20 protein-coding genes and 1 pseudogene are annotated in these 26,054 nt (G+C 72.5%); 11 read left to right on the plus strand and 10 right to left on the minus strand.

The window, feature by feature from the left end; genetic code table 11:
• Window positions 1–47 precede the first annotated feature (47 nt).
• Complete coding sequence (gene lon / locus AB0J74_RS02070) at window positions 48–2,366, plus strand: endopeptidase La (protein ID WP_363443311.1); 2,319 nt, start codon at window positions 48–50, stop codon at window positions 2,364–2,366.
• 12 nt (window positions 2,367–2,378) lie between these two features.
• On the opposite strand, the gene AB0J74_RS02075 is transcribed toward lon, so the two are convergent.
• Window positions 2,379–3,260 (minus strand): phosphatase PAP2 family protein, encoded by an 882-nt coding sequence (locus tag AB0J74_RS02075; protein ID WP_363443313.1) that lies wholly within the window; start codon window positions 3,258–3,260, stop codon window positions 2,379–2,381.
• 118 nt (window positions 3,261–3,378) lie between these two features.
• On the opposite strand from AB0J74_RS02075, the gene fdh reads away from it, so the two are divergent.
• Genes fdh through nrfD form a run of 3 tightly spaced genes read left to right on the plus strand, consistent with a single transcriptional unit; the run spans window position 3,379 to window position 8,539 of the window.
• Entirely contained in the window at window positions 3,379–6,636 is a 3,258-nt protein-coding gene (gene fdh / locus AB0J74_RS02080) for a formate dehydrogenase (protein ID WP_363443315.1), read from the plus strand.
• Window positions 6,636–7,565: a 4Fe-4S dicluster domain-containing protein gene (locus tag AB0J74_RS02085; RefSeq protein WP_363444043.1), complete on the plus strand. Its 930-nt coding sequence runs from the start codon at window positions 6,636–6,638 to the stop codon at window positions 7,563–7,565. The genes fdh and AB0J74_RS02085 overlap by 1 nt, the downstream gene beginning before the upstream one ends.
• Before the next feature lie 38 nt (window positions 7,566–7,603).
• Window positions 7,604–8,539, plus strand: a complete 936-nt coding sequence (nrfD, locus tag AB0J74_RS02090; RefSeq protein ID WP_363444046.1) for an NrfD/PsrC family molybdoenzyme membrane anchor subunit — start codon at window positions 7,604–7,606, stop codon at window positions 8,537–8,539.
• Here the strand turns inward: nrfD and AB0J74_RS02095 are convergent.
• Window positions 8,536–9,165, minus strand: a complete 630-nt coding sequence (locus AB0J74_RS02095) for an NAD(P)H-binding protein (protein ID WP_363443317.1) — start codon at window positions 9,163–9,165, stop codon at window positions 8,536–8,538. The genes nrfD and AB0J74_RS02095 overlap by 4 nt on opposite strands.
• A 61-nt stretch (window positions 9,166–9,226) precedes the next feature.
• On the opposite strand from AB0J74_RS02095, the gene AB0J74_RS02100 reads away from it, so the two are divergent.
• On the plus strand, window positions 9,227–9,586 hold the full coding sequence (locus tag AB0J74_RS02100) for a helix-turn-helix domain-containing protein (RefSeq protein WP_363443319.1): 360 nt from the start codon (window positions 9,227–9,229) through the stop codon (window positions 9,584–9,586).
• A gap of 88 nt (window positions 9,587–9,674) precedes the next feature.
• Here AB0J74_RS02100 and AB0J74_RS02105 read toward each other — a convergent pair.
• The 6 genes and pseudogenes from AB0J74_RS02105 to AB0J74_RS02130 all read right to left on the minus strand — a co-directional run bounded on the left by AB0J74_RS02105 (window position 9,675) and on the right by AB0J74_RS02130 (window position 15,221).
• Window positions 9,675–10,702 (minus strand): annotated as a pseudogene (locus tag AB0J74_RS02105) (glutamate--cysteine ligase).
• 70 nt (window positions 10,703–10,772) lie between these two features.
• Window positions 10,773–11,738: a class I SAM-dependent methyltransferase gene (locus AB0J74_RS02110; protein WP_363443321.1), complete on the minus strand. Its 966-nt coding sequence runs from the start codon at window positions 11,736–11,738 to the stop codon at window positions 10,773–10,775.
• 97 nt (window positions 11,739–11,835) lie between these two features.
• Complete coding sequence (locus AB0J74_RS02115; RefSeq protein WP_363443323.1) at window positions 11,836–12,051, minus strand: CDGSH iron-sulfur domain-containing protein; 216 nt, start codon at window positions 12,049–12,051, stop codon at window positions 11,836–11,838.
• Window positions 12,048–13,034 (minus strand): iron-containing redox enzyme family protein, encoded by a 987-nt coding sequence (locus tag AB0J74_RS02120; protein ID WP_363443325.1) that lies wholly within the window; start codon window positions 13,032–13,034, stop codon window positions 12,048–12,050. Before AB0J74_RS02120 ends, AB0J74_RS02115 begins: the two co-directional genes overlap by 4 nt.
• 175 nt (window positions 13,035–13,209) lie before the next feature.
• Entirely contained in the window at window positions 13,210–14,016 is an 807-nt protein-coding gene (locus AB0J74_RS02125) for an SAM-dependent methyltransferase (protein WP_363443327.1), read from the minus strand.
• A gap of 53 nt (window positions 14,017–14,069) precedes the next feature.
• Window positions 14,070–15,221, minus strand: a complete 1,152-nt coding sequence (locus AB0J74_RS02130; protein ID WP_363443329.1) for an ankyrin repeat domain-containing protein — start codon at window positions 15,219–15,221, stop codon at window positions 14,070–14,072.
• Window positions 15,222–15,253: 32 nt separating this feature from the next.
• On the opposite strand from AB0J74_RS02130, the gene AB0J74_RS02135 reads away from it, so the two are divergent.
• Window positions 15,254–16,189, plus strand: a complete 936-nt coding sequence (locus AB0J74_RS02135) for a serine/threonine dehydratase (protein WP_363443331.1) — start codon at window positions 15,254–15,256, stop codon at window positions 16,187–16,189.
• Here AB0J74_RS02135 and selD read toward each other — a convergent pair.
• Window positions 16,186–17,184: a selenide, water dikinase SelD gene (gene selD / locus AB0J74_RS02140; RefSeq protein ID WP_363443333.1), complete on the minus strand. Its 999-nt coding sequence runs from the start codon at window positions 17,182–17,184 to the stop codon at window positions 16,186–16,188. The two genes, AB0J74_RS02135 and selD, sit on opposite strands and share 4 nt — an antisense overlap.
• 36 nt (window positions 17,185–17,220) lie before the next feature.
• Here selD and selB point away from each other — a divergent pair, with 36 nt between their 5' ends.
• Window positions 17,221–19,005 carry a selenocysteine-specific translation elongation factor gene (selB, locus tag AB0J74_RS02145; RefSeq protein ID WP_363443335.1) on the plus strand — a complete coding sequence of 595 codons (1,785 nt, stop codon included), beginning with the start codon at window positions 17,221–17,223 and terminating at the stop codon, window positions 19,003–19,005.
• Here the strand turns inward: selB and AB0J74_RS02150 are convergent.
• Window positions 19,002–20,516 (minus strand): Nramp family divalent metal transporter, encoded by a 1,515-nt coding sequence (locus AB0J74_RS02150; protein ID WP_363443337.1) that lies wholly within the window; start codon window positions 20,514–20,516, stop codon window positions 19,002–19,004. The genes selB and AB0J74_RS02150 overlap by 4 nt on opposite strands.
• A 108-nt stretch (window positions 20,517–20,624) precedes the next feature.
• Between AB0J74_RS02150 and AB0J74_RS02155 the strand changes: the two genes are divergently transcribed.
• From AB0J74_RS02155 to aceB, 4 genes are read left to right on the plus strand one after another with little or no spacing between them, the layout of a single operon-like run.
• Window positions 20,625–22,076, plus strand: coding sequence for an FAD-linked oxidase C-terminal domain-containing protein (locus AB0J74_RS02155; protein WP_363443339.1), 1,452 nt, complete (start codon window positions 20,625–20,627; stop codon window positions 22,074–22,076).
• Window positions 22,076–23,194 carry an FAD-binding oxidoreductase gene (locus tag AB0J74_RS02160; protein WP_363443341.1) on the plus strand — a complete coding sequence of 373 codons (1,119 nt, stop codon included), beginning with the start codon at window positions 22,076–22,078 and terminating at the stop codon, window positions 23,192–23,194. Before AB0J74_RS02155 ends, AB0J74_RS02160 begins: the two co-directional genes overlap by 1 nt.
• Window positions 23,194–24,477, plus strand: a complete 1,284-nt coding sequence (locus AB0J74_RS02165) for a heterodisulfide reductase-related iron-sulfur binding cluster (RefSeq protein ID WP_363443343.1) — start codon at window positions 23,194–23,196, stop codon at window positions 24,475–24,477. Before AB0J74_RS02160 ends, AB0J74_RS02165 begins: the two co-directional genes overlap by 1 nt.
• Complete coding sequence (gene aceB, locus AB0J74_RS02170; RefSeq protein WP_363443345.1) at window positions 24,474–26,048, plus strand: malate synthase A; 1,575 nt, start codon at window positions 24,474–24,476, stop codon at window positions 26,046–26,048. Before AB0J74_RS02165 ends, aceB begins: the two co-directional genes overlap by 4 nt.
• Window positions 26,049–26,054 lie beyond the last annotated feature (6 nt).

Genomic DNA, 26,054 nt, shown 5'->3' on the forward strand with positions numbered 1-26,054 from the left:
AATGCGGCTCGGGAACAGAGTGCATGCTTTGTTACTTGAGTACGTACATGGCAACTCTACCCGTCCTGCCGTTGACCGATGCCGTGCTGCTGCCTGGCATGACCATCCCGGTCACCCTCGATAACAACACTCAGGCCGCCGTCGACGCCGCACGCGCCTCCGGCGACAACCGCGTGCTTGCCGTGCCCCGGGTCGACGGCGAGTACGGATCGGTCGGCGTCATCGCGCTGATCGAGAAGGTGGGCCGCCTGCCCAGCGGCGAGCCCGCCGCGGTCATCCGTGGTCTGTCCCGGGCGAAGATCGGCTCCGGCGTGCCCGGTCCCGGTGCCGCCCTCTGGGTCGAGGCCACCGAACTGACCGAGACGCCGCCCGCGGGCAAGGCCCGTGAGCTGGCGAGTGAATACAAGGCCCTGGTCAAGTCCGTGCTGCAGCAGCGCGGTGCCTGGCAGGTCATCGACGCGGTCGAGCGTATGACCGATTTGTCCGAACTAGCCGACTCGGCCGGCTACGCACCCTGGCTCACCCTGGAGCAGAAGATCGAGCTCCTCGGCGCCGAGGACGTCACCGCGCGGCTCGAGCTGCTGGTCGGCTGGGTGCGTGACTACCTGGCCGAGCAGGAGGTCACCGAGCGGATCACCAACGACGTCCGCGAGGGCCTGGAGAAGTCGCAGCGCGAGTTCCTGCTCCGCCAGCAGCTCGCCGCGATCCGCAAGGAGCTGGGGGAGGACGAGCCCGACGGCTCGGCCGACTACCGGTCCCGCGTCGAGGCCGCCGACCTTCCCGAGAAGGTCCGCGAGGCCGCGATGCGCGAGGTCGGCCGGCTCGAACGGGCCAGTGACCAGTCGCCCGAATCCGGTTGGATCCGGACCTGGCTGGACACCGTACTCGAAATGCCCTGGTCGACGACGACCGACGACAACACCGACCTGGTCGCGGCGCGCGCGGTGCTCGACACCGACCACGCCGGGCTGGCCGACGTGAAGGACCGCATCCTGGAGTACCTCGCGGTCCGCAACCGGCGTGCCGAGCGCAACCTGCAGGTCGTCGGCGGACGTGGCTCCGGCGCGGTGCTCGCCCTCGGCGGGCCTCCCGGCGTCGGCAAGACCAGCCTCGGCGAGTCCGTGGCGCGGGCCCTGGGCCGCAAGTTCGTCCGGGTCAGCCTCGGCGGCATCCGGGACGAGGCCGAGATCCGTGGCCACCGGCGCACCTACGTCGGTGCGGCTCCGGGCCGGATCGTCCGGGCGCTGAAGGAGGCCGGTTCGATGAACCCGGTCGTCCTGCTCGACGAGGTCGACAAGATCGCTGTGGGTTACTCCGGTGACCCGGCCGCGGCGCTGCTCGAGGTCCTCGACCCCGCGCAGAACCACACCTTCCGCGACCACTACCTGGAGGTCGACCTCGACCTCTCGGACGTGCTGTTCCTCGCGACCGCCAACGTCGTCGAGAACATCCCCGGCCCGCTGCTGGACCGGATGGAGCTCGTGACGCTCGACGGCTACACCGAGGAGGAGAAGGTGGCCATCGGCCGCGACCACTTGTGGCCGCGCCAGGTGGAGCGCGCCGGCCTGACCGCCGACGAGGTGTCGATCACCGACGCCGCCATCGGTGCGATCGCCGCCGAGCACACCCGCGAGGCCGGCGTCCGGCAGCTCGAGCGCGCGTTCGCCAAGATCCTGCGCAAGGTCGCGGTCTCGCTGGCCACCGCGCCGGCTCAGGTGAACATCGACGTCGACGAGCTGAAGACCTACCTCGGTCGGCCCCGGTTCACGCCGGAGTCGGCGGAGCGCACGGCGACCCCGGGCGTGGCGACCGGTCTCGCGGTCACCGGCGCCGGTGGTGACGTGCTGTTCATCGAGGCGACCTCGATGGAGGGCGAGCCCGGCCTGACCCTGACCGGTCAGCTCGGCGACGTCATGAAGGAGTCGGCCCACATCGCCCTGTCCTACCTGCGCTCCAACGGCAAGCGGCTGGGCATCGACCCCAACCAGCTCGCCGGCAAGCGGATCCACCTGCACGTGCCGGCCGGCGCGGTGCCGAAGGACGGCCCGTCCGCGGGCATCACGATGGTCACCGCCCTGGCGTCGCTGGCGACCGGTCGCCCGGTCCGCCCGGAGTTCGGAATGACCGGCGAGGTCACCCTCTCCGGCCGGGTCCTGCCGATCGGCGGCGTCAAGCAGAAGCTGCTGGCGGCACACCGGGCAGGCCTGACCGAGGTCATCGTCCCGGCCCGCAACGAGCCGGACCTCGACGACCTGCCGCAGGAGGTGCGCGACGCCCTGACCATCCACGTGCTCGGTGACGTGAGTGACGTGCTGGCCCTGGCCCTGCGCCCGGCCGACGAGCGCGAGCTACTCAGCGCCGCATAACCCAACAGAAGATCAGAGCCGCCCAGGGTGTACGTACGCCCTGGGCGGCTCTGTGTTCTCCAGGCCTGTGGCCGGGTCGACCGGTCGGGTGAGGTGGATCGCCGCCCCGACGAGCAGCATCGCGAGGACGCTGACGGCCGCGGTGGCCGCGAGCAGCGGCACGCCGGCGTCCGTGGCGAAGGCGAGCAGGACCATCATCAGCAGCGTCGCGCCGCAGGCGAGGGCGAGCAGCCCGGTGCCGGACGAGTGGTCGGGGTCCGGCTCGCCGTGCTTGTCGGGCCAGCGGGCCAGGCCGGCGGCGGCCAGGAAGAACACCGCACCCGCCAGCAGCAGGCTGCCGACCACGTCGCTGAACCGGTGCCAGCCCACGATCATCGTGGCCGCGGCGACGACCGACACCCCCGTGGTGCCGGGCACCGCCACCACCCAGCGCACCCGCGCCGGCACGACCAGCAGGAACGCCAACAACAGGGCGATCGCGGCGGTCACGTGTCCGCTGGGGAAGCTGTTGTGCGTCGACGAACCGACGACGCCGAGCTCCGGCCGGATGATCACTTGCTTGGCGAGCCCGGCGACGCCGACCGCGCCCCCGAAAAGTGCCAGCGCCGCGACCGCCGCACGCACCCGGTGTGTGAGCAGGCCACCGAGCACGAGCCCGAGCACCGTGAGGCCGATCAGCAGCGGGTTGCCGAACCGGTTGAGCACCAGTTGGGCCGGCTCGAGCAGCACGGTCGGCTGCGCGTAGCCGCCGCGCTCGGCCCGGGGCAGCAGCTCGCCGTCGAGCCACTGCCCGGCCGAGGTCCGCACGAACAGCAACCAGGTCGCCCCGAACCCGACAGCGCAGGCCGCGGCGGCGGCGAGAGCCCGGCGGCTGGCGTCGATAGAGGTCTGCACACCGACCATGGTGGCCATCCGGCATCCGGATCTCGTCCGGAACATGTCTTGGTTGTGTCACAAACCCCGGCCGGGCACATGCCATGCGCGGTGGGGTGGGCTGATCTAGGGTGGATGGGTGGGTGTGCGGACGTGGATCGAGGGGTGGCCGGTCTACCGGCAGCTCACCGGCACTGACCCGCTCGGGCGCGGGCAGGCCGCCCGTTCCGCGCGCACCGAGTCGCTCGCGCCGCGCACCGCCGAGGCCGACTCCGTGGCCAAGTCCGTCTGTCCCTACTGCGCCGTCGGGTGTGGACAGCGCGTGTTCGTCAAGGACGGCCAGGTCACCCAGATCGAGGGTGACCCGGACAGCCCGATCTCGCGCGGCCGGCTCTGCCCCAAGGGCTCGGCCAGCAAGAGCCTGGTGACCAGCGACCGGCGGGTCCGCACGGTGCTCTACCGCCGGCCCTACGGCAAGGACTGGGAGGAACTCGACCTCGACACGGCGATGGAGATGATCGCCGACCGGGTGGTCAAGGCGCGCGCCGACACCTGGGAGGACAAGAGCGACGACGGCCGGCCGCTCAACCGGACCCTGGGCATCTCGAGCCTGGGTGGCGCCACGCTGGACAACGAAGAGAACTATCTGATCAAGAAGTTGTTCACCGCGATGGGCGCGATCCAGATCGAGAACCAGGCGCGTATTTGACACTCCTCCACCGTCCCCGGTCTGGGGACCAGCTTCGGCCGTGGCGGGGCCACCGGGTTCCAGCAGGACCTGGCGAACGCCGACTGCATCGTCATCCAAGGTTCCAACATGGCCGAGGCACACCCGGTCGGGTTCCAGTGGGTGATGGAGGCGAAGAAGCGCGGTGCGACGGTGATCCATGTCGACCCGCGGTTCACCCGGACCAGCGCGCTGGCTGACCAGTTCGTGCCGCTGCGGGCCGGCTCCGACATCGCGTTCCTCGGCGGGGTGATCAACTACATCCTGCAGAACGAACTCGACTTCCGGGAGTACGTGGTCGCCTACACCAACGCGGCGACCATCGTGCGCGAGGACTTCCAGGACACCGAGGACCTCGACGGGCTGTTCTCCGGCTACCACGAGGAGACCGGCACCTACGACCCGCAGAGCTGGCAGTACCAGGGTCACGACACCCGCGTGCCGACCCACGGTGAGATGCACACCCAGCGCGAGACCGGCGCCGGCCTGCGGCACGAGTCGCACGGTGCCCCCGTGAGCAACATCGCGGAGCGCGACGAGACCCTGCAGGACCCGCGCTGCGTCTACCAGATCCTGAAAAAGCACTATGCCCGCTACACGCCCGAGGTGGTCGAGCGCGTCTGCGGCGTACCCCCGGAGCAGTTCCAGAAGGTCTGCGAGGCGTGGACCCGCAACTCCGGCCGCGACCGCACCACCGCGCTGGTCTACTCGGTCGGCTGGACCCAGCACAGCGTCGGCGTGCAATACATCCGCACCGGCGCGATCATCCAACTCCTGCTGGGCAACATGGGCCGGCCCGGCGGCGGCATCATGGCGCTGCGCGGGCACGCCAGCATTCAGGGCTCCACCGACATCCCGACGCTGTTCAACCTGCTGCCGGGCTATCTGCCGATGCCGCACTTCAAGGAGCACGAGACCTTCGACCTGTGGGTCGACGCGATCAGGCACCCGGGTCAGAAGGGCTTCTGGTCCGGCGCCCGCAGCTACGCGGTGAGCCTGCTCAAGGCCTACTTCGGCGACAACGCCCGGGCCGACAACAACTTCGGGTACGGCTACCTGCCCCGGATGACCGGCGACCACGGCACCTACCAGCAGGTGCTCAACATGATCGACGGGAAGGTCAAGGGCTACTTCCTGCTCGGCCAGAACCCGGCGGTCGGCTCGGCGCACGGCCGGGCGCAGCGGCTCGGGATGGCCAACCTCGACTGGCTGGTGGTCCGCGACCTCTACATGATCGAGAGTGCGACGTTCTGGAAGGACTCGCCGGAGATCGAGACCGGCGAGATCGTGACGGAGGAATGCCGCACCGAGGTGTTCTTCCTGCCGGCGGCGTCCCATGTGGAGAAGGAAGGCACGTTCACCCAGACCCAGCGGATGTTGCAGTGGCGCGAGAAGGCGCTCGACCCGCCGCAGGACTGCCGGTCGGAGCTGTGGTTCTTCTACCACCTGGGCCGGCTGGTCCGCGAACGGCTGGCGACGTCCACACTGGAGCGTGACCGCCCGGTCCTCGACCTGGCCTGGAGCTATCCGACCCAGGGCCGGCACGACGAGCCCAGCGCCGAGGCGGTGCTCAAGGAGATCAACGGGTATGTGGTGGCCACCGGCGACCCGGTATCCGGCTTCACCGCGCTCAAGGACGACGGCTCCACCGCCTGCGGCTGCTGGATCTACAGTGGAGTGTTCGCCGACGGCGTCAACCAGGCCGCCCGGCGCAAGCCCGGCCAGGAGCAGAGCTGGGTGGCGCCCGAATGGGGCTGGGTCTGGCCGGCCAACCGGCGCATCCTCTACAACCGTGCCTCGGCCGACCCGCAGGGTGTGCCGTGGAGCGAGCGGAAGGCCTACGTCTGGTGGGACCCGGAGAAGCGCGAGTGGACCGGCCACGACGTCCCCGACTTCGAGAAGAAGAAGGACCCGTCCTACCGGGCGCGGCGCGGCACCACCGGCGTGGCCGGGCTCGCCGGCGACGACCCGTTCATCATGCAGGGCGACGGCAAGGGCTGGCTGTTCGCGCCGGCCGGCCTGATCGACGGGCCGCTGCCGACCCACTACGAGCCGGCCGAGTCGCCGCTGCGCAACCCGCTCTACGGCCAACAGGCCAACCCCACCCGCAAGGTGTACGACCGTCCCGACAACCAACTCAACCCGGCGCCGCCCGAGCCGCACTCCGAGGTGTTCCCGTTCGTCTTCACCACCAGCCGGCTCACCGAGCACCACACCGCGGGCGGGATGAGCCGGCAACTGGCCTACCTCTCGGAACTCCAGCCGGCCATGTTCGTCGAGGTCTCGCCGGCCCTGGCGAAAGAGCGCGGCCTGGAGCACATGGGCTGGGCCCACGTGGTCACCGGCCGCGCCGCCGTCGAGGCCCGGGTGCTGGTCACCGCCCGGCTGCGCCCGCTGCGGATCGACGGTCGGGTGATCCACCAGGTCTGGCTGCCCTACCACTGGGGTGGCTCGGGCCTGACCACCGGCGACTCGGCCAACGACCTGTTCGGCATCACGCTCGACCCCAACGTGCTGATCCAGGAAAGTAAGGTCGGCACCTGCGACATCCGGCCGGGCCGGCGCCCGACCGGTCCGGCCCTGCTCAACTACATCGCCGGCTACCTGCGTCGGGCGGGGCTGGACGCCTCGCACTACGCGCCGCTCGAGACACCTGGGACGGCGGAATGATGACGGGTCCCAACAGCTACTTCGGCCCGATCGACCCGGCGCCGGACGCGGGTTATGTCGACGCGCCGCCGCGGATGGGCTTCTTCACCGACACCAGCGTCTGCATCGGGTGCAAGGCCTGCGAGGTGGCCTGCAAGGAGTGGAACGGCATACCCGACGACGGTTTCAACCTTCTCGGGATGTCCTACGACAACACCGGTGGCCTGTCCGCCAACACCTGGCGGCACGTCGCGTTCATCGAGCAGGAGTCGCCAAGCGAGGCGTCGATGGACGTGCTCCGCGAGGCCGAGCGGACCGTCTCGACCCAGTTCCTCGGCATGCCGTCGTCGACGCTGCCGGGCGCGACCGGGCGCGAAGACCGCGACCTGCGCTGGCTGATGATGTCGAACGTGTGCAAGCACTGCACCCACGCGGCCTGCCTCGACGTATGCCCCACCGGCGCGCTGTTCCGCACCGAGTTCGGCACCGTCGTCGTCCAGGAAGACATCTGCAACGGCTGCGGCTACTGCATCCCGGCCTGCCCCTACGGCGTGATCGACCAGCGCAAGGACGACGGCCGGGCGTGGAAGTGCACGCTCTGCTACGACCGGATCGGCGAGGGCATGACGCCGGCCTGCGCACAGGCCTGCCCGACCCAGTCCATCCAGTACGGCGAACTCGACGAACTGCGCGACCGGGCCGCCAAGCGGGTCGAGGTGCTGCACCAGCGGGGCGTACCCGAAGCCAAGCTCTACGGGCACGACCCCGCCGACGGTGTCGGCGGCGACGGCGCGTTCTTCCTGTTGCTCGACGAACCCGAGGTCTACGGATTGCCGCCGGATCCCGTGGTCACCACGCGTGACCTGCCGTCCATGTGGAAGCATGCGGGCGTGGCAGCTTTGACGATGGCCGCCGCGGCGGTCGTGGCATTCCTCGGGCGGCGCCCGTGAGCCAGGGTGAGCGCCGCAGCGGCAAGGGCGACCGCGTGATGGTGCCGCCGGCCGAGTTCCGGTCCTACTACGGCCGGCAGGTCGTCAAGACCCCGGTGTGGCGCCACGACGTCGCCGCCTACCTGTTCACCGGCGGGCTGGCGGCCGGTGCCGCGCTCGTCGCCGCCGGGGCCGACCTGACCGGGCGCCCGGCACTGCGCACGACCGGCCGGCTCACCGCCTTGGCCGCGATCGGCGCGAGCGGCTACTTCCTGATCAACGACCTGGGCCGGCCGTCCCGCTTCCACCACATGCTCCGGGTCGCCAAACCGACCTCGCCGATGTCGGTGGGCACCTGGGTGTTCAGCGCGTTCGGCGCCGCGGCCGGCGTCGCCGCCGTCGCCGAGGCGGCGCCCTGGCTACCCCGCGACGGCGTGGTCGGCCTCGCCGCCCGCGCGCTGCCGGCCGCCGGCCGGGCCGGTGGGCTGGCGGCGGCCGCCGCCGCGCCCGCACTGGCCACCTACACGGCGGTGCTGCTGTCTGACACGGCGACGCCGGCCTGGCACGAGGCCTACCCCCGGCTGCCGTTCGTCTTCGCCGGCAGCGCGCTGGCCAGCGGCGGTGCGGCGGGCCTGATCGGCGCCCCGATCGCCCAGGCCGGCCCGGCGCGCACGCTGGCGGTGGCCGGCGCGGCCCTGGAACTGACCGCGACGCACGGCGTCGAGCACCGGATGGGCCTGCTCAGCGAGCCGTTCCGGCAGGGCCGGGCCGGCAGGTTGCTGCGCGCGGCTCGGTTGCTGACCGCGGCCGGCGCGGCCGGTGCGCTGTTCGGCGGCCGCAACCGGGTGGTGTCGGCGCTTTCCGGAGCGGCGCTGTTGGCCGGCTCGGTCGCCACCCGCTACGGCGTCTTCGAGGCGGGCAAGGCGTCGGCCGAAGACCCGAAATACACGGTGCTGCCGCAGCGCGAACGGCTCGCCACCCGCCCGCCTGGCTAAGCGGGCCCGACGGCGACGATCGTGCGGTGGTGGCGCGGGCGGTCGATCTCGTCGACCACGGCGACCGCGAGATCCGCGTACGGGAACAGCGTCGTGCCGGCTGGCAGGACCTGGCCGGCGCCGGTCCGGTAGGTGCCGGTGCCGCCGGTCGTGTCGTCGAGCAGGGTGGGCGGCGGCACGAGCAGCACCCAGTCGAGGTCGGCCGCCCGCAGGACCTCCACCTGGGCCGCGTGGCCGAGCGAGAACGCGCGGTGCTCGGCCGGGAACTCGGGCGAGTCGTGTAGCGGCACGCCGGGCGCGACCTCCAGCGTCGTGCCGATGCCGATCCCCACGAGGCGTGGCACGCCGGCCGCGGCCAGGCCGCTGGTGAGGGCCCGGGCCGCCGCGGCGAAGAACTCGCCGGCCGGCACGTCGAGGCGGGCCGCCGCGTTGACCGCCGCGTCGTGGCCGGCGGCGAGTGCGGCCACGCTCGCGCCGTCGGTGACGTCGCCGGACACCACGGTGCCGTCGAGGTCGCTGTGACGGGTGCGGACGACGGCGGTGACCCGGTGACCCCGGCGGCGGGCCTCGGCGACCACCCGCCGGCCGGCACGGCCGCCGGCCCCGAAAACGATGATGCTGCTCATGCCGCGGACGGTAGCCCCCGGTGTGCCGGTTACCGCAACGAAACTGACTACGGTTGGGTGCGTGACCACCGCACTCGACCCGGACCTGTTCAGCGGCTGCGGCACCGACCGCCCCCTGATCCGCATCGGTGACAAGTGGACGATGAAGATCATCGTGTGCCTCCGCGACGGACCGCGCCGCTTCGGCGAACTGGCGATCCCGCTGCGCGGCGTCACGGCCAAGGTGCTGACCGAGTCGCTCCGGTCGATGGAGCGCGACGGCCTGATCACCCGCACGGCGTACGCGGAGATCCCGCCCCGCGTCGAATACGCCCTGACCCCGCTCGGCCACACCCTCCTGGAACCGCTGGCCGCCATCTGCGCCTGGAGCGCCGCCCACCTGCCGGAAGTGCTCCGCGTCCGCGACGAGCGGGTGGCCTAGCCCCGGCCGCGATGCACGCCACAAGGCCTTCGCCAGTGTCGTCACCGTCCGGGGAATGCGCGGCGGGCGTCGGTGTCGGCGCCGGCGGTTAGCCGTCGATGGTCTGGTGGGCGAGGTCGGCGAGGACGGCGACGGCGGCGCCGGTCCGGGCTTGGACCCGGCGTTGCCGGTCTGCACCGGTCCCGCGCTCTCGGAGGCGCTCAAGCCCTCGATGTATCGAGGTCAGGTCGCCCTGGCGGGCAAGTGCCGGGCTCACGGTGGCCAGCAGCTCGTCCACGAGGTCGAACGCGGGCCGGCTCCGGCCCGAATGTGGGTCGGTCAGCGTGCCGGCGAGGCCGCTGTGCGCAGCGTTCCAATGTGCGGCCCGCAGCAGGTGGGTGCGGACCCGCGGCGCGGTCCGCCCCGCCGTTATCTCGTTGATCGCGGTGGCTACGAGCCCGCGGACGAGGCCGGCGACCAGCACCGTGTCGTCGACCGTGGGGCAGACGTCGGTCACCCGCACCTCGATGGTCGGGTATCGCGCGGACGGCCGGGCATGCCAGAGCACCATGGTCTCGTCGAGCATGACCCCGGAGTCGACCAGGGCCCGCACCGCCCCGTCGTAGTCCTCGGTGGACGGGAAGTAGGGCGCGGGTCCCAGGCTCGGCCAGCGGTCGAGCTGCATCGCGCGCCAGCTGGCGTGTCCGGTGTCGACTCCTGCGTGTAGGGGCGAGTTGACGGCGATGGCCTGCACCACCGGCAACCAGGACCGCAGGTGGTTGCTCACCTGGATCGCCAGGCCCCGGCTCGGGACGCCGACATGGACGTGCGCACCGCACACGGCCGGGTGCGCGATGATCGGCCCGTAGTGGCTGGTGATCTGGCGGAACCGGGGATCGTCGGAGACCCATCGTCGGTGTCGCCGACCGGTGTTGCGCCGATCGCGACCAGCTGGGCGCCGGTCGTCGTGGCGGCCCTCGCGGCGACCAGGCGCAGCGCGAGCAAGTTCCGCCGGACCTGCGGCAGAGTCTCGCAGACCGGGGTGACCATCTCGACCATGCTGTGCCGGAACTCCCGCCGGCTCAGCGCCGCGGCGTCCGGTGACAGGGCCGCGTAGACCTGCTCGGCCACCGGCATGTTTCGTCCGGTCACTGGATCGAGGAGCAGGTACTCCTCTTCCACTCCGAGCGTCAGGACATCCACTGGCTCACCCTGCACGAGTCGCGGTGAGCACGACAACGGCGATCCGCTCCGCGTGGGCGTATGCCGGTCCGTCGAGCTCTTCGCCGTACACGTCCGGATCCACTTCCCGGTAGGTCCAGCTCAGGTCGGTGCCCGCTAGCCGGGCCGCGGCCGCACGGCGGAACAGGTGCTCTCCGCCGACCACGCCGGTGCCGGCGAACAGGACGAGAGATCCTCCCGGGGCGAGGCGGCGGGCGGCCACATCGATGATCGCGACAGGCAGTTCGTGACCGTTCGGTCCCCCGTGCCGATAGGCCCTACCCGCTGGGTCGATCATGAACGGCGGATTCGAAATCATCAGGTCGATGTCACCATCGACGTCGTCGAGCAGGTTGCTGTGACGGACTCGGACGCCGCCGGTCCCGGCCAGCGCCGCGTTGACCTGCGCGTACCGCAGGGCGGTGGGGTTGATGTCGACGGCCAGGATCTCCGCGCCCGGCAGGCGTTTGGCAACCACGACGGCGCCCGCGGCCGTGCCGCAGCCGATGTCGACGGCCCGCCGCACCTGTCGTCGGCAGGCCTCGACGTGCGCGACAGCGGCGTCAGCCATCCGGTAGGTGTCCGGGCCGAGGAACACCGCGTCGGCTGCGGCGGTCGGAAAGGCTGAATGAACGAATACCTCGTCGTCGTAGGTGGAGAACCGGACCAGGCTGCGCCAGCCGTCGCGGTGCCGTTCGCGAATCCCGGCGGCGTCCATCAACGTGATGATCTCCGGTGACAGCGTCTCATCGGTGAATGGCCGGCTCCAGCCGAAGACGCCGCGCGGATCGTTCGCCCACGCGTTCTCCGGCCGACGGTTGACCCGCTCATGGGTGGCCGGGGTGACGGTGGTGAATCGGTAGCCGCCGTCCCGCAGCGCTGCGCCCAGCTCTCGCAGCGCGGAATCGGCCCTGGTCAGCACGGGTCCTGGGGCCAGCGTGCGCTCAGTCATGGTCATATTCCGGAGGTGCCCGGCTACCGCCGGACCAACCCACGGCGGTTGGCCCAACCTTCCTTGGGCGGCTCGCAGATCAACGACACGGTGGGTGTCAGTCACGGGTTTCGGCGGTGGGTGCCCGGAATCCGACCAGTTTGTGGCTGCCGTCACAGAAGGGCTTGCTGGCCGATTTGCCGCACCGGCAGAGCGCCACGGTGCCGCGGCCGGGTTCGATCCGCTCGCCGTCCGGTGTGACGATCTCGAAGCTGCCGCGCACCAGCAGTGGACCGTCCTCGTACGGTGTGACCGTCGCACCCGGCTCGCTCACCGCGGCGTCCGCAAGGAGCTGCGCCCGGCGTGCCAGGCGTTGAGCATGTGGTCGGAAGCCGCGGCGTCGACCGCCAGACAGCAGGCGGCGCCGAAGAGGACGTCGACGGCGGCCGCTTTCTGGTCCTCCTCGGCTGCGACGAAGCCTCCGCAGAGGTCGACCGCCGCGATCTGCTCGTGTACGGCGTCGGCTTCGACATGCTCGTCGAAGAAGCGCGTCGCGGTGTGGCCGCCACCGAGGCGCCGCAGGCCGTCGCGGTAGCGCCGGTTGGGGATCGACGAGGTCATCTCGAACGCGGCGAGGTGGCCGACGAGTGCTCCGCGCAGCCGCCGGTGCAGCCCAAACAGCGAGATGAGGTTGCTGGTCGCCAGTGTGACCGCTGGGACGGCGTCGACGTGGACGCCGTACGTGCTGTCGATGCCAATGCTGTCCATCATGGAGCGGAAGAGCTCCGCGTGCATCCGCTCCGGTCGGCCACCGCCGTACTCGTCGAGCTGGATCTCGATGAGCGCTGCCTTCGCCCGCCCGGCCAGCCGAGGGATGCCCCAGGTGTGTGGGTCGGCCTCCTTGAGGTGGTAGACCGAACGATGGACGACGAACTCGATGAACTGTTCACGGGTCGCGTGCCGCTGCAGATAGCCCGATGCCGTCGCGTTCGGCGGCCGGTCGTCGGCGGCCACCAGCGCCGCCAGCGCCCGTGGCACCTCGGCCACCGCCACCGGCTCGTGCTCGTCGACGAGGTCGCGCAGCCCGGTCTCGAAGCGCTGCTCGAGGCCAGCCCGCAGGGCCAGCAACGACGGATCCCATTCCCAGGCGGGGTCGACCTGGTGCCATCCGCGGTAGTGCAACTCGTAGCAGATGAACAGCGCCAGCTGCAGGTCTTCGTCGTCTGTCGCCTCGGCTGCCGGCACAGCGTGCGGCGCCCGCCGCAGTGCGTCGACCAGCGTCGCGGACACCGGTCCCCTGGGTTCTGGCAGCCTCATGGCCCCCGGGTTCCCTGCCGAGCTGAGATCAAACTCCACTGCCCGCGCATCGGCCTCGAGCCGCAGCAGGCGGGCGAATGTTGAATCTGAGGAGCCGGGAGAAGCCCAGATGACTGTCCGGGTCGCGGATCCCGGGGGCTCACGGAGAACCGCTGGCGCGGGCGCCTCGCACGGGTCAGGCGGCGAGGCGGGCGTGGGTGAGGGCGGCCAATTCCAGCGGGCGCAGGGCGTCCGTGCGCTCCCACATCGCGGCCGGGACCGCCGTGCGGGTGGAGGGCTGGGCGAGCACCTGCCAGCCGTGGCGGGACAGCATCGCCGCCGCGTCCGTCGGAGACCAGGTCGAGCGCCAGGGTTCGCCGCCGGCGGCGGCCACCGCGCTCACCTGGGCGGCGTAGTCGTTGCCGGCGGCGTCGCGGAGCGGCGGCGGGAGCACGTGGTCGAAGACCAGTTCCGAGCCGGGCGCCAGGGTGGCCGCGAGGTCTGCCACCTTGCGCTCGACCTCGGCCGGTGACAGGTACATCACGACGCCCAACCAGCTGACGAAGGAGCGCTGGGAGGGCAGGGACAAGTCGACGGGGGCGAACGTGACGCCGGACGTGTCGATGCCGGCCGCCGCCAATGCCGCCCGCTTGGCCGACTGGGTGGCCGGGTGGTCGATCTCGACGATCGGCACGCCGGGTAGGTCGAGGCGGTAGGGGGAACTGTCCAGGCCGGCGCCGAGCAGGACGTAGCGCGACGGTCCACGGTGGACGAACTCGGCCAGCGCGGCCTCGGCGAACGCCGAGCGGACCACGGTCTGGGCGCGGGCGCCGGCCAGGATCGGGTGGTCGCCGTGCTGGCGGTGATAGGCGAGCAACTCCCCGGCGCGCGGACCGAGCAGCGCCGTGGCGAGGTGGTCGTCGAGGATGCGGGGCGGGCCGTCGACGAGGAGGTGGGCGGCGCGGGCGGCGGTGGCGAGGAAGGCGGTCTCGGAAGTTTGCACGAGCCGAAGGCTAGCCACCAATCCAGACATCATAGCACAAAGAGGAAATTTATTCAAGACCCGGACGGGTCCGACGGGGTCAGCAGAGCGGCCACCGCGGGCTGGTCGAAGTAGCGGGCCCAGTCGCCGGGCGTCGCGCCGAAGCGGGCGTCGCGGATCGCGGAGTCGGCGCCGCGGGCCAGCAACTCGCGGGCCAGCGCCACGTCGCCAGTCTCGGCCGCCGCGTGCAGCGCGGTCTCCCACGGGTCCTCGCGCGGGACGTCGGTGCGGCCCATCGCGTCGACCTGCCACCCGAAGTCGAGCAGCAGGGCCACCGCGCCCGGGCGGCCGTGCGCGGCCGCCCAGACCGCCAACCCGGGGCGCTCCGTGCGCAGGTCGGCGACAACCCGGGCGGCCACCCGCGCGCAGGCCGCGTGATCGGCGGCCAGCGCCGCCGCGACGAACGCGTCCGGCGCCGCCAGGGCCGGTGCCGGCACGCCGAGCGCCCCGACGATCTCCGGGTAGCCGGTGGTCAGCGCCAGCGCGGCCGGTGTCACGCCGTCGTCGAACGGCGACGTCACGTCGACGCCGCGTCCGGCGAGCAGCCGCACCCGATCGGCCATACCGTGCGTCACCGCCCACCGGAGTTGGTCTCGCAGCAGGGCCGCGTCGGCCAGGCCGTAGGAGAACAGCAGGTCGAGGTGGCTGTCGTCGGCGCCGAACATCCGGTTGTAGAGCGCCTGCCCGTCGTCGGCGCGGGCGCCGGCGTCGAGCAGCAACCGGGCCAGCGCGATCGCGTGCGGGTGCGGCGGCTGACCACGCTCGCCGCCGCCGAACGCCCCGGTCAGCGCCGTGAACGGCGGGTCGAGGCCGCGCCACCGGAAGCTCGCGTTGGGGTCGGCGCCCGCCGACAGCAGCAACCGGGCCGTGCCGAGCACCGCGGCCTCGTCGAGCGCCGGGTCGTGCCGCGCGTAGCAGAGGTAGAGCAGCGGCGGCCAGTCGTGCGGACCACCCGGGCGGTTGGCGGCGCCCGGGTCCGCGGCCAGGATCGCCGCCAACGCGTCCACATCGGACGCCGCGGCCGCGACGTGCGGATCCGCGCGGGTCAGGGACGGATTGTCGGCCAGCACCCGCGCCGCGGCGACGGCCCGCCGGCTGGCCTCGTCGTCCTCCTCGGCGTAGGACAGGCAGGCCAGGCGGAGATAGGCGTCGGAGTGCGGCTGCACGTACCAAAGCTAGCGGGTCTATGGTCGTTTTCGTGACCAGCACCGTCCCTGACCTGGTGAACCGCCCGGAGATCGCGCGCGTCGCCGACCTGATCCGCCCGCACGTCCGCGAAACGCCGGTGCTGCGGCTCGACCGCGCCGACTTCGGCCTGGCGCCGGGGCCGATGGCCGTGAAGCTGGAGTTCCTCCAGCACTCCGGCTCGTTCAAGGCCCGCGGCGCGTTCGCCAACCTGCTGCTCCGCGACGTCCCGGCCGCCGGGGTGGTGGCGGCGTCCGGCGGCAACCACGGCGCGGCGGCGGCCTACGCGGCCCGGGCCCTCGGCGTGCCGGCCCACGTCTTCGTGCCGACCGTCTCCGCACCCGCCAAAATCGCCCGGATCCGCGGGTACGGCGCGGAACTGGTCGTCGTGGGCGACAACTACAACGACGCGCTGGCGGCCAGCGAGCGCTTCCGGGCCACCTCGGGCGCCCTCCGGCTGCACGCCTTCGACGAGATCGAGACCATGCTGGGCACCGGCACGATCGCGGTCGAGGTCGCCGCCCAGATCCCGGGCCCCACCACCCTGCTGGCCGCGGTCGGCGGCGGCGGGCTGCTGGGCGGCCTCGTCGCCGGCCACGACGGCCCGGTGATCGGCGTCGAGCCGACCGGCGCGCCGACGCTGCGCCGCGCCCTCGACGCGGGCGAACCGGTCGACGCACCGGTCGGCAGCGTCGCGATCGACTCGCTGGCGCCGCTGCGGATCGGCGTCAACACCTACCCGGTGATCGCCGCCGGGGTCCGCGACGTGCTGCTGGTCGACGACGACGAGATCGTGGCCGCGCAGCAGGCGCTCTGGGAGACCCTGCGGGTGGCGGTCGAGCCGGGCGGCGCGACCGCCTTCGCCGCCCTGCTCAGCGGCCGCTACACACCGGCACCCGACGAGGTGCCGGTGTTCGTGCTCAGCGGGGCCAACCGCGACATCAGCTAGCGCACCTCGAGCGTCACCCCGTCGGGCCGGGCCGCCACCAGGGAACCGATCACCGGGTAGCCGGGCACCTCGCCGGCCACCAGCAGGCCGCCCGAGGTCTGCGCGTCGGCGAGCAGCAGCAACTCGTCTTCCGGCGCCGTGCCCGGGTCCAGGCGCGGTCGCACCCAGTCGAGGTTGCGCTTCGTGCCCCCGCTGACGTAGCCCGCGGCCAGCGCGTCGCGGGCGCCGGCCAGGTAGGGCACCGCGGCGGCGTCGATCCGGGCGGTCACCCGGCTGGCCCGCGCCAGCTTGTGCAGGTGCCCGAGCAGGCCGAAGCCGGTCACGTCGGTCGCGCACACCACGCCGGCCTTGAGCGCCGCGGCCGCCGCGTCCCGGTTGAGCGTGGTCATCGCCGCCACCGCCTCCGGGAACACCTCGCCGGTCTGCTTGTGCCGGCTGTTGAGCACGCCGACGCCGAGCGGCTTGGTCAGCGTCAGCGGCACTCCCGGCACGCCGGCGTCGTTGCGCATCAGCGCGGCCGGGTCGGCGAGCCCGGTCACCGCCATACCGTACTTCGGCTCGGGATCGTCGACGCTGTGCCCGCCGGCGACGTGACAGCCGGCCTCGCGGGCCACGTCCAGGCCCCCCGCCAGGACCCTTGCGGCCAGTTCCATCGGGAGTACGTCGCGCGGCCAGCCGAGCAGGTTGACCGCGACGACCGGCGTGCCGCCCATCGCGTACACGTCGGAGAGCGCGTTGGCCGCCGCGACCCGGCCCCAGTCGTAGGGGTCGTCGAGCACCGGCGTGAAGAAGTCGGCGGTCGCGACCACCGCGGTGTCACCGTTGATCCGGACCACCGCGGCGTCGTCGCCGTCGTCGAGCCCGACCAGCAACTCACCGGGCCCATCCGGCGCGGTCGTGCCGACCAGACCGGCGACCACGCTCTCCAACTCGCCGGGTGGGATCTTGCAGGCACAGCCGCCGCCGTGCGCGTACTGGGTCAGCCGGTAGGTCATGCCGCAATCCTGCCTCGCCGGTGGCAGAGTTGCGGGGTGCACGTCGTCGCCACGGCGGGTCACGTCGACCACGGCAAGTCGACGCTGGTCCGCGTGCTCACCGGGATGGAGCCCGACCGCTGGGCCGAGGAGCGGCGCCGCGGCATGACCATCGACCTCGGGTACGCGTGGACCGACCTGCCGTCCGGAGCCACGCTCGCGTTCGTCGACGTGCCCGGCCACGAGCGGTTCGTGCCCAACATGCTCGCCGGCATCGGCCCGGTGCCCGCCGCGATGCTGGTGGTCGGCGCCGACGAGGGCTGGAAGCCGCAGTCGGCCGAGCACCTGGCCGCCCTCGACGCGCTCGGCGTGACACACGGCCTGCTGGTCGTCACCCGCTCCGACCTCGCCGACCCCGCCGACGCGATCCGCCGGGCCCGCGACGAGATCGCGAAGACCTCCCTCGGCGTGGTCGAGGCGGTCGCGGTCAGCGGCGCGACCGGCGCCGGGCTCGACGACCTGCGCGCCGCCCTTGACCGGTTGGTCGCCGGGCTGCCGGCGGCCGACCCGCAGGCTCCGGTGCGGCTCTGGGTCGACCGCTCCTTCACCATCCAGGGCAGCGGCACCGTGGTCACCGGCACGCTCGGCGCCGGCACGCTGCGGGTCGGCGACGCGCTCGCGATGGGCGACCGCGAGGTGCGGGTGAAGGGCCTGCACTCGCTGGGCCGGCCGCACACGGACCTGAGCGCCGTCGCCCGGGTCGCGGTCAACCTGCGCAACGTGCCCAAGGACGCCCTGGCCCGCGGCGACGCGCTGCTGACCCCCGGCGCCTTCCGGCACACCGACCTGGTCGACGTGCGGGTGCACGGCGACCCGGTCGCTGACCTGCCCGCGACCCTGGTCCTCCACATCGGATCGGCGGGCGTGGCCGCGACGGTCCGGCCGCTCGGCACCGACACCGCCCGGCTCCGGCTGCGGCACCCGCTGCCGCTGCGGATCGGCGACCGCGCCCTGCTCCGCGATCCCGGCCGGCACCACGTCGCCGGCGGCGTGACGGTCCTCGACCCGCTGCCGCCGGCCCTGCGCCGACGGGGTGCCGCCAAGGCCCGCGCGATCGCACTGACCACCATGGACGGACGACCGGACCCGGCCGGCGAGCTGCGCCGGCGCGGCCTGCTGACGGGCCAGGACCTGCGTACCCTCGGCGCCCCACCGGCGACGCCCCCGCTGGCCGGCGACTGGCATGCCGACCCGGCGCACTGGGCCGACCTCAAGGGCCGTCTGAACGGCGAGGTCGATCGCTACGCCGCCGCGCACCCGCTCGAGCCAGGCATGCCGGTCGAGGCCCTCCGCCGCGCGCTCGGCCTGCCCGACCGCGCGCTGGTCGAGGCCCTCGTCGAGAAGCCGCTGGCGACCCGCGAGGGCAGGGTCACCCGTCCCGGCGGCCCGGCCCTGCCGGCGCCGATCCAGCGGTCCCTCGACCTGCTCGCGACCGACCTGGCCGACCGCCCGTTCCACGCGCCCGACGCCGACCGGTTGCGCGCGCTCGGCCTCGGCCCGCGCGAACTGGCCGCCGCCACCCGGGCAGGCGCCCTGGTGAAGATCGCCGACGGCATCGTGTTGCCGCCCGAGTCGGTGAGCCGGGCCGTCGAGGTGCTCCGGGGGCTACCTCAGCCGTTCACGCTCAGCGCCGCCCGCCAGGCCCTGGACACCACCCGGCGGGTCGCCGTACCCCTGCTGGAGTTGCTCGACCGGCGTGGCGCCACCGTCCGCGACGCCGACGACCGGCGGACCGTCGCGGGTCCGCCGGCCGGCGTGTCCCCGGGGGCGGGAACGGACTAGAAGACCACGAGCGGGTCGCCGAAGAAGTCGGCGATGAAGTTGACGAAGAAGAAGCCGAAGAAGACCACGTTGCAGCCCAGCAGCACGTAGTGCCAGGAGCGCGGTCGGGCGGCCCGGGGGAGTCGGGCGTTGAGGTACATCAGCATGAACGGGTAGATCAGCGCGCCGAGGTTGGACATGTTGGCCGACCACTGCACCAGGTTGACCGGCACCGCGAGGTGCAGGATCACCGCGATGACGACGAGCAGGAGCAGCATGAACGGGTAGTAGAAGCGGCGCGGGTCGCCCTCCAGCAGGCGGCGCAACCGCGGGCTGGTGGCGTTGGCCGCGTCGGTGGTCACCCGCACCATGCCCTCGAAGATGCCGAGCTGCGTGCTGAACAGCACCAGCACGCCGAGGACCAGGGCCAGGTAGAACATCCAGCGGCCGTACTCGGCGTCGAGCGCGGAGGCGACGAACGTCGGCACGTTGGCCGTGGTCGGCTTCTCGCCGGAGACGCTGACCGCGTGCGCCATCAGGATGGTCGGCAGCAGCATGCCGAGCATCGCGCCGATGAAGAAGATGCCCCACATGTCGGTCAGCAGCAGCCGGTACCAGCGCTTCCAGCGGGCCGTGTTGGCTTCGTCGTCCGGGAACGTGACCCCGGTGGCGAGCACCTCGCGCCGCTCGCCGCGCAGCCCGGAGATGTAGCCGGTGCGGTAGCCCATCCCGTAGCCCTTGTCGCGGTAGTGGCCCATGACGTACCAGTTGAGCCCGGACGCGAGGGCGGTGAAGCCGGCCAGCCCGCCGAGTTGGGTCGCGGAGATGCCCGCGGGCGGCGCCGCCGGTGTGAAGAAGCCGCGGATCCCGTCCCACCACAGGTCGAACGGCACCACGAACAGGTCGATCAGCAGCAGGCCGAGCAGGATGGCGCTGACCATCATCCAGTTGGCCAGTTCCAGGGCGCGGCTGATCCGCTTGGCCGCGACGGTGATCAGGAAGACCAGCAGCAGAAGGGCGATCGCCCACAGCCGCGGCTCCTCGGCACCCGCCTTCGGGACGGCGCCGTGGACCAGCGCGTAGACGCCCTGCCCGGCCGACGCCGCCCAGCCGCCCGCGATGAAGGCGAAGATGACCACGAAGACGGACAGCGGGACCCAGAGTTTGAAGCCGGGCGGCACCCGGCCCCACCCGACCACCGGCGCTTCGCCGGTCGCCAGCACGTAGCGCGAACTCTCCACGTTGTAGAACGTCTGGAGCACGGCGGAGACCAGGATGACCCAGCCGACGCCGACGAAGCCGTATTGACCGACGGCCTGCGGGCCGAGCAACCACTCGCCGCTGCCGATCGAGATGCCGAGCGCGATCAGGCTCGGGCCCAGCGCGTATTGGATCAGCTCGCGGGGCCCGATCCTCCGGACCCCGAACACCTCCTCGGGGTCGGGCAGGTCGGCGATGGCCAGCGGTGGGCGGCTGACGCCGAGCTGGGTTGATCGAGGTGTTTCGGGACGGACGTCGAACGCTTGGTCCATGGCGCCTCCTTCGATGGAAGAGCCCCCGGGACAGAGATTCATCTTCGTGTATGGATGGTGGCAATGGCAACAGGCCAGAGCAAGGTCGAACGGCGTAAGGTCAGAAGAATGGACGGGCAGGGTCTGGTCGAGCGGCTGCGCCGGGCGGTCGGCGACCGCTGGCTGCTGACGGGCGAGCACGACCTGCGCACCTACGAGTCCGACGGCCTGCTGCAATACCAGCAGGTCCCGCGGCTGGCCGTGCTGCCCGGCACCGGCGACGAGGTGCGCGAGTGCGTCGCCGCCTGCGCCGAGGCGGGGGTGCCGTGGGTGGCCCGCGGCGCCGGCTCGGGCCTGTCCGGCGGCGCGCTCCCGGTCAAGGACGGCGTGCTGATCGTGCTGTCCCGGCTCAACCGGATCGTCGAGGTCGACCTCGACAACGGCCGGGTCTGCGTCGAGCCCGGCGTCACCAACGCGGCGGTCTCGGCGGCGGTGGCGCCCGACTTCTTCTACCCGCCCGACCCGTCCAGCCAGGTGGTCTGCACGATCGGCGGCAACGTCGCGGAAAACTCCGGCGGCGCGCACTGCTTCAAATACGGCTTCACGACGAACTACGTGACCGGGCTCGAGGTCGTGCTGCCCGACGGCGAGCAGGTCACCATCGGCGGCAAGGAGCTCGACACACCGGGGTACGACCTGCTCGGCGCGTTCGTCGGCTCCGAGGGCACGTTGGGCGTCGCGACGAAGATCTGGCTGCGCGTGGTGCCGGTGCCGGAGGCCACCCGTACCCTCGTCGCGTTCTTCGACTCGACCCGGCAGGCCGGCGAGGCGGTCTCGGCCATCGTGCAGGCGGGCATCGTGCCGGGCGCGATCGAGATGATGGACGCGACCACCATCCGGGCGACCGAGCAGATGGCCCACGCCGGCTATCCGGTGGGTCGCGGCGCGGCCTTGCTGGTCGAGCTCGACGGCGCCGAGGCCGAGTGTGACGCGCAGTTCGCGCAGGTCACCGCCATCTGTGCCGACCAGGGCTCCGACGACGTGCGGGTCAGCCGCGACGAGGCCGAGCGGCAGCTGTTCTGGAAGACCCGCAAGGCGGCGTTCCCGGCGATGGGCCGGATCTCGCCCAACTATTTCGTGCAGGACGGCGTGGTGCCCCGCACGACGCTGCCGGACGTGCTGGTCCGGATCGACGAGCTGGCCGCCGAATACGGTCTCGTGGTGGCCAACGTCTTCCACGCCGGCGACGGCAACCTGCACCCGCTGGTCTGCTTCGACGCCGCCGCTCCGGGTCAGGCGGCGCGGGCCGAGGAGCTGGCCGGCCGGATCCTCGACGTGTGCCTGGAGGCGGGTGGCTCGATCACCGGCGAGCACGGCGTCGGGGTCGACAAGCGCAAGCACATGGGCAAGATGTTCGCCGAGGCCGACCTGGCCGCGTTCCAGCGGCTGCGCTGCGCGTTCGACCCCGACGGCCGGGCCAACCCCGGCAAGGTGATGCCGACGCCGCGGCTGTGCGGCGAGGTGCCCGGGGTCTACCGGCAGCACCCCCTGGAAGCAGCGGGTCTGGCGGAACGGTTCTGATGAGCACCACGTCCGCGGTGCGTCCGGCCGGCATCGACGAGGCGGCGGCCGCGCTGGCCGAGCTTTCGAAGCAGGGCGCCCGCGTACGCCCCGCGGGTGCCGGCAGTCGCGCGCAGTGGGGCGGGGCCGACGCCGAGGGCACCGTGACCGTCCACACCGGAGGGTTGGACCGGATCGTCGCGCACAACCCCGGCGACTTCACCGCGATCGTGCAGGCCGGCGTGCCCCTCGCCGCGCTGCAACGGCACCTGGGGCGGGAAGGTCAGTGGCTCGCGCTCGACCCGCCCGACCTCGGCGGCACCGTCGGCGGCCTGGTCGCCACCGCCGACTCGGGCCCGGCCCGGCACCGCTACGGCGGCGTCCGCGACCTGGTCATCGGCATCACCGTGGTGCTCGCCGACGGCTCGGTGGCCCGCTCCGGCGGCACGGTCATCAAGAACGTCGCCGGGTACGACCTCGGCAAGCTGTTCGCCGGCTCCTACGGCACGCTCGGGCTGGTCGCCCAGGTGGCGCTGCGCCTGCACCCGCTGCCGGCCGGCACCGCGACCCTGGTGGCCAGCGCCGGCGACCCGGCCCGGCTCGCCGCCGCGGTCCGGGCGATGTCCCGGCACCCGCTGGAGGCGCAGGCGCTCGACGTCGCCTGGCGGGCGGGTGAGGGCCGGCTGCTGGTCCGCTTCGGCGGTGTCACCGCGGCCGACCGCGCCGAACACGCCACGACGTTGGTCAGCGACGTGGGCATCGACGTGGTGCGCGACGACGAGGCGATCTGGGCCGCGCAGCGGGCCGCCCAGCGTGGCCCGGCTGTGGTCAAGGTCTCCGCGTTGCCCAGCGACCTGCCCCGGGTGATCGCCGCCGCCGGCGAGGCCTCCGTGGTGTCCCGGGCCGCGCTCGGCGTCTCCTGGATCTCCTTCCCCGAGGGCGCCGACCTGGCCGAGCGGGTCGCCGCCACCCGGGCCGCGCTGGCGCCGCGCCCGACCGTGGTGCTCGACGGTGCCGGTCTGGTCGCCAAGCCGTGGCCCGAGCCCGACCCCGGCGTCGGCGCGCTGATGCGCCGGGTCAAGCAGCGTTTCGACCCGACGGGCACGTTCCGGCCCGGCAGCTACGTGGGAGGCATCTGATGACCGACACCGCGTGGGACGCCCGCCGGCCGCCCGATCCGGAGCTCATCAAGGACTGCGTCCACTGTGGCTTCTGCCTGCCCACCTGCCCGAGCTACGCGGTGTTCGAGAACGAGATGGACTCGCCGCGCGGGCGGATCGTGCTGATGAAGGTCGGCCACGAGTCCGAATCCGTGCTGTCACCGTCCATGATGGAGCATTTCGATCGCTGCCTGGGTTGCATGGCCTGCGTGACCGCCTGCCCGTCGGGCGTGCAATACGACCGGCTGATCGAGCAGGTCCGGCCGCAGCTCGAACGCAGCCCGCTGCGCTCGCGCACCGAGCGGCTGCACCGGGCGGCCATCTTCGCGCTGTTCACCCACCCGGCCCGGCTGCGCGCAGTGGTGCCGGCGATCGCCGCGCAGGGCCGGCTGCGGCTGGCGTCGTTGTTCGGTGACCGCGCGCTGCGTACCCGGATCGGCGCGATGTTGTCGCTGGCACCCAAGGTGCCGATGCGGGCCGCGACCCGCCGGTTGGCGGTGGTGACCCCGGCCGCGACCGACGTCGAGCCGCGCGGGCGGGTGGCGTTCATGCAGGGCTGCGTGCAGCGGGTCTTCTACGGCGACGTCAACGCGGCCACCGTGCGGGTGCTCGCCGCCGAGGGCTGGGAGGTGCACGCACCCCGGCAGCCGCGTTGCTGCGGCGCGCTGCCGCTGCACTCCGGGCTCGAACCCGAGGCGTTGAAGCTGGCCCGGGCGACCATCGCCGCTTACGAGGGCTTCGACGCGGTCGCGGTCAACGTGGCCGGCTGCGGCTCGGCGATGAAGGACTACGGGCACCTGCTCGCCGACGACCCGGCCTGGGCGGCGCGCGCGGCCGCGTTCTCGGCGAAGGTGCGCGACGTGCACGAACTGCTCGACGCCCATCCGCCGCAGGCCACCCGGCATCCGGTCGAGCTGAAGCTGGCCTACCACGACGCCTGCCACCTGGCCCACGCCCAGGGCGTGCGGATCCCGCCGCGGGCGCTGCTGCGCGGCATTCCCGGCGTCACGCTGGTCGAGCCGCGCGAGTGGGAGCTGTGCTGCGGCTCGGCCGGCATCTACAACCTGCTCCAGCCGGAGGCCGCCGCCACCCTCGGCAAGCGCAAGGCCGACAACCTGGCCGCCACCGAGGCCGACGCGATCGCTGCCGCCAACCCCGGCTGTGCGCTGCAGATCACCGCGCACCTCGGCCGCGACCGGGCGATTCCGATCTACCATCCGATGACGCTGTTGGACGCATCGATCCGAGGAGTCGCGCCATGACGCTCCGCCCCGTCGACCATCCTGACCTGAGCGAGCGGGGGCGTGACGAGATCCTCTCCGCGGCGGCGCTGGCGTTCCTCGGCGACCTGCACGACCGCTTCGACGCCCGGCGGCGCGAGCTGGTCGCCGCGCGGCGGTCGCGCCCGGCGCCCAGCGACTTCCTGCCGGAGACCGCCGACGTGCGGTCCGGCGACTGGCGGGTGGTGCCGCCCCGGCCCGACTACGCCGACCGGCGGGTCGAGATCACCGGGCCGACCGACCGCAAGCTGGTGATCAACGCGCTCAACTCGGGCGCCAGGGGCTTCATGGCCGACTTCGAAGACGCCAACAGCCCGACGTGGAGCAACCAGGTCGAGGGGCAGGCCAACCTGGCCGACGCGGTGCGCGGCACGATCTCCTACGACGCCTCCGACGGCCGGCACTACGCGCTGCGCGACGAGATCGCCACCCTGCTGGTCCGGCCGCGCGGCTGGCACCTGCCGGAGAAGCACCTGGCGGCCGCCGACGGCGCCCCGGCGGCCGGTGCGCTGGTCGACTTCGGGCTCTACGCCTTCCACAACGCGCAGGCGCTGCTCGACCGGGGCAAGGCGCCCTACCTCTACCTGCCCAAGATGGAGCACCACCTCGAGGCCCGGCTGTGGAACGAGGTGTTCGTGTTCACCCAGGAGGCGCTCGGGCTGCCGCACGGCACGTTCCGGGCCACCGTGCTGATCGAGACGTTGCCGGCCGCGTTCCAGATGGAAGAGATCCTCTTCGAGCTGCGCGACCACTCGTACGGGCTGAACGCCGGCCGCTGGGACTACATCTTCTCGATGATCAAGTCCTACCGCGACGACCCGGCGTTCGTGCTGCCCGACCGCACCTCGGTGACGATGACCGCGCCGTTCATGCGCGCCTACACCGAGCTGCTCGTGGCCACCTGCCACCGGCGCGGCGCGTTCGCGATGGGCGGCATGTCGGCGCTGATCCCGTCGCGCACCGACGCGGCGGCCAACGAGCGCGCGGTCGACGCGGTCCGGGCCGACAAGCGGCGCGAGGCCGGTGCCGGGTTCGACGGCACCTGGGTCGCACACCCCGACCTCGTCCCGGTCGCCACGGCCGAGTTCGACGCGGTGCTCGGCGACCGTCCGAACCAGATCGACCGGCAGCGCGACGACGTCTCGGTCAAACCCGCCGAGCTGCTGGACGCGGCCGCGACGCCCGGTGCCATCACCGAGGCCGGGCTGCGCAACGACGTCAGCGTCGGCTTCCGCTACATCTCGTTCTGGCTCTCCGGGCGCGGCGCGGCCGGCATCAACAACCTGATGGAGGACGCCGCGACCGCCGAGATCGCCCGCAGCCAGCTCTGGCAGTGGATCCGGCACGGGGTCACCCTCGACGACGGCCGACCGGTCACCCGCGCGCTGGTCGAGCGGGTGCTCGAGGAGGAGATGGCGGCGATCCGGGCCGAGGTCGGCGAAGACGTCTGGCACAAGGGCCGCCCCGACGAGACCAGGGCGGTGTTCACCGCGGTCACGCTCGGCGACACGATGCCGGAGTTCCTGACGCTGGAGGCGTACGACCGGTTGTAAAACGCG

The organism is Asanoa sp. NPDC049573 (assembly GCF_040676615.1).
GTDB lineage: Bacteria > Actinomycetota > Actinomycetes > Mycobacteriales > Micromonosporaceae > Asanoa.

Bases quoted from the DNA above. Each gene is read 5' to 3' on its own strand.
- lon (WP_363443311.1), top strand. From the start codon at position 48: ATGGCAACTCTACCCGTCCTGCCGTTGACCGATGCCGTGCTGCTGCCT.
- AB0J74_RS02085 (WP_363444043.1), top strand. From the start codon at position 6,636: ATGACGGGTCCCAACAGCTACTTCGGCCCGATCGACCCGGCGCCGGAC.
- nrfD (WP_363444046.1), top strand. From the start codon at position 7,604: ATGGTGCCGCCGGCCGAGTTCCGGTCCTACTACGGCCGGCAGGTCGTC.
- AB0J74_RS02095 (WP_363443317.1), bottom strand. From the start codon at position 9,165: ATGAGCAGCATCATCGTTTTCGGGGCCGGCGGCCGTGCCGGCCGGCGG.
- AB0J74_RS02110 (WP_363443321.1), bottom strand. From the start codon at position 11,738: ATGACTGAGCGCACGCTGGCCCCAGGACCCGTGCTGACCAGGGCCGAT.
- AB0J74_RS02120 (WP_363443325.1), bottom strand. From the start codon at position 13,034: ATGAGGCTGCCAGAACCCAGGGGACCGGTGTCCGCGACGCTGGTCGAC.
- selD (WP_363443333.1), bottom strand. From the start codon at position 17,184: ATGACCTACCGGCTGACCCAGTACGCGCACGGCGGCGGCTGTGCCTGC.
- AB0J74_RS02150 (WP_363443337.1), bottom strand. From the start codon at position 20,516: ATGGACCAAGCGTTCGACGTCCGTCCCGAAACACCTCGATCAACCCAG.
- AB0J74_RS02155 (WP_363443339.1), top strand. From the start codon at position 20,625: ATGGACGGGCAGGGTCTGGTCGAGCGGCTGCGCCGGGCGGTCGGCGAC.
- AB0J74_RS02160 (WP_363443341.1), top strand. From the start codon at position 22,076: ATGAGCACCACGTCCGCGGTGCGTCCGGCCGGCATCGACGAGGCGGCG.
- AB0J74_RS02165 (WP_363443343.1), top strand. From the start codon at position 23,194: ATGACCGACACCGCGTGGGACGCCCGCCGGCCGCCCGATCCGGAGCTC.
- aceB (WP_363443345.1), top strand. From the start codon at position 24,474: ATGACGCTCCGCCCCGTCGACCATCCTGACCTGAGCGAGCGGGGGCGT.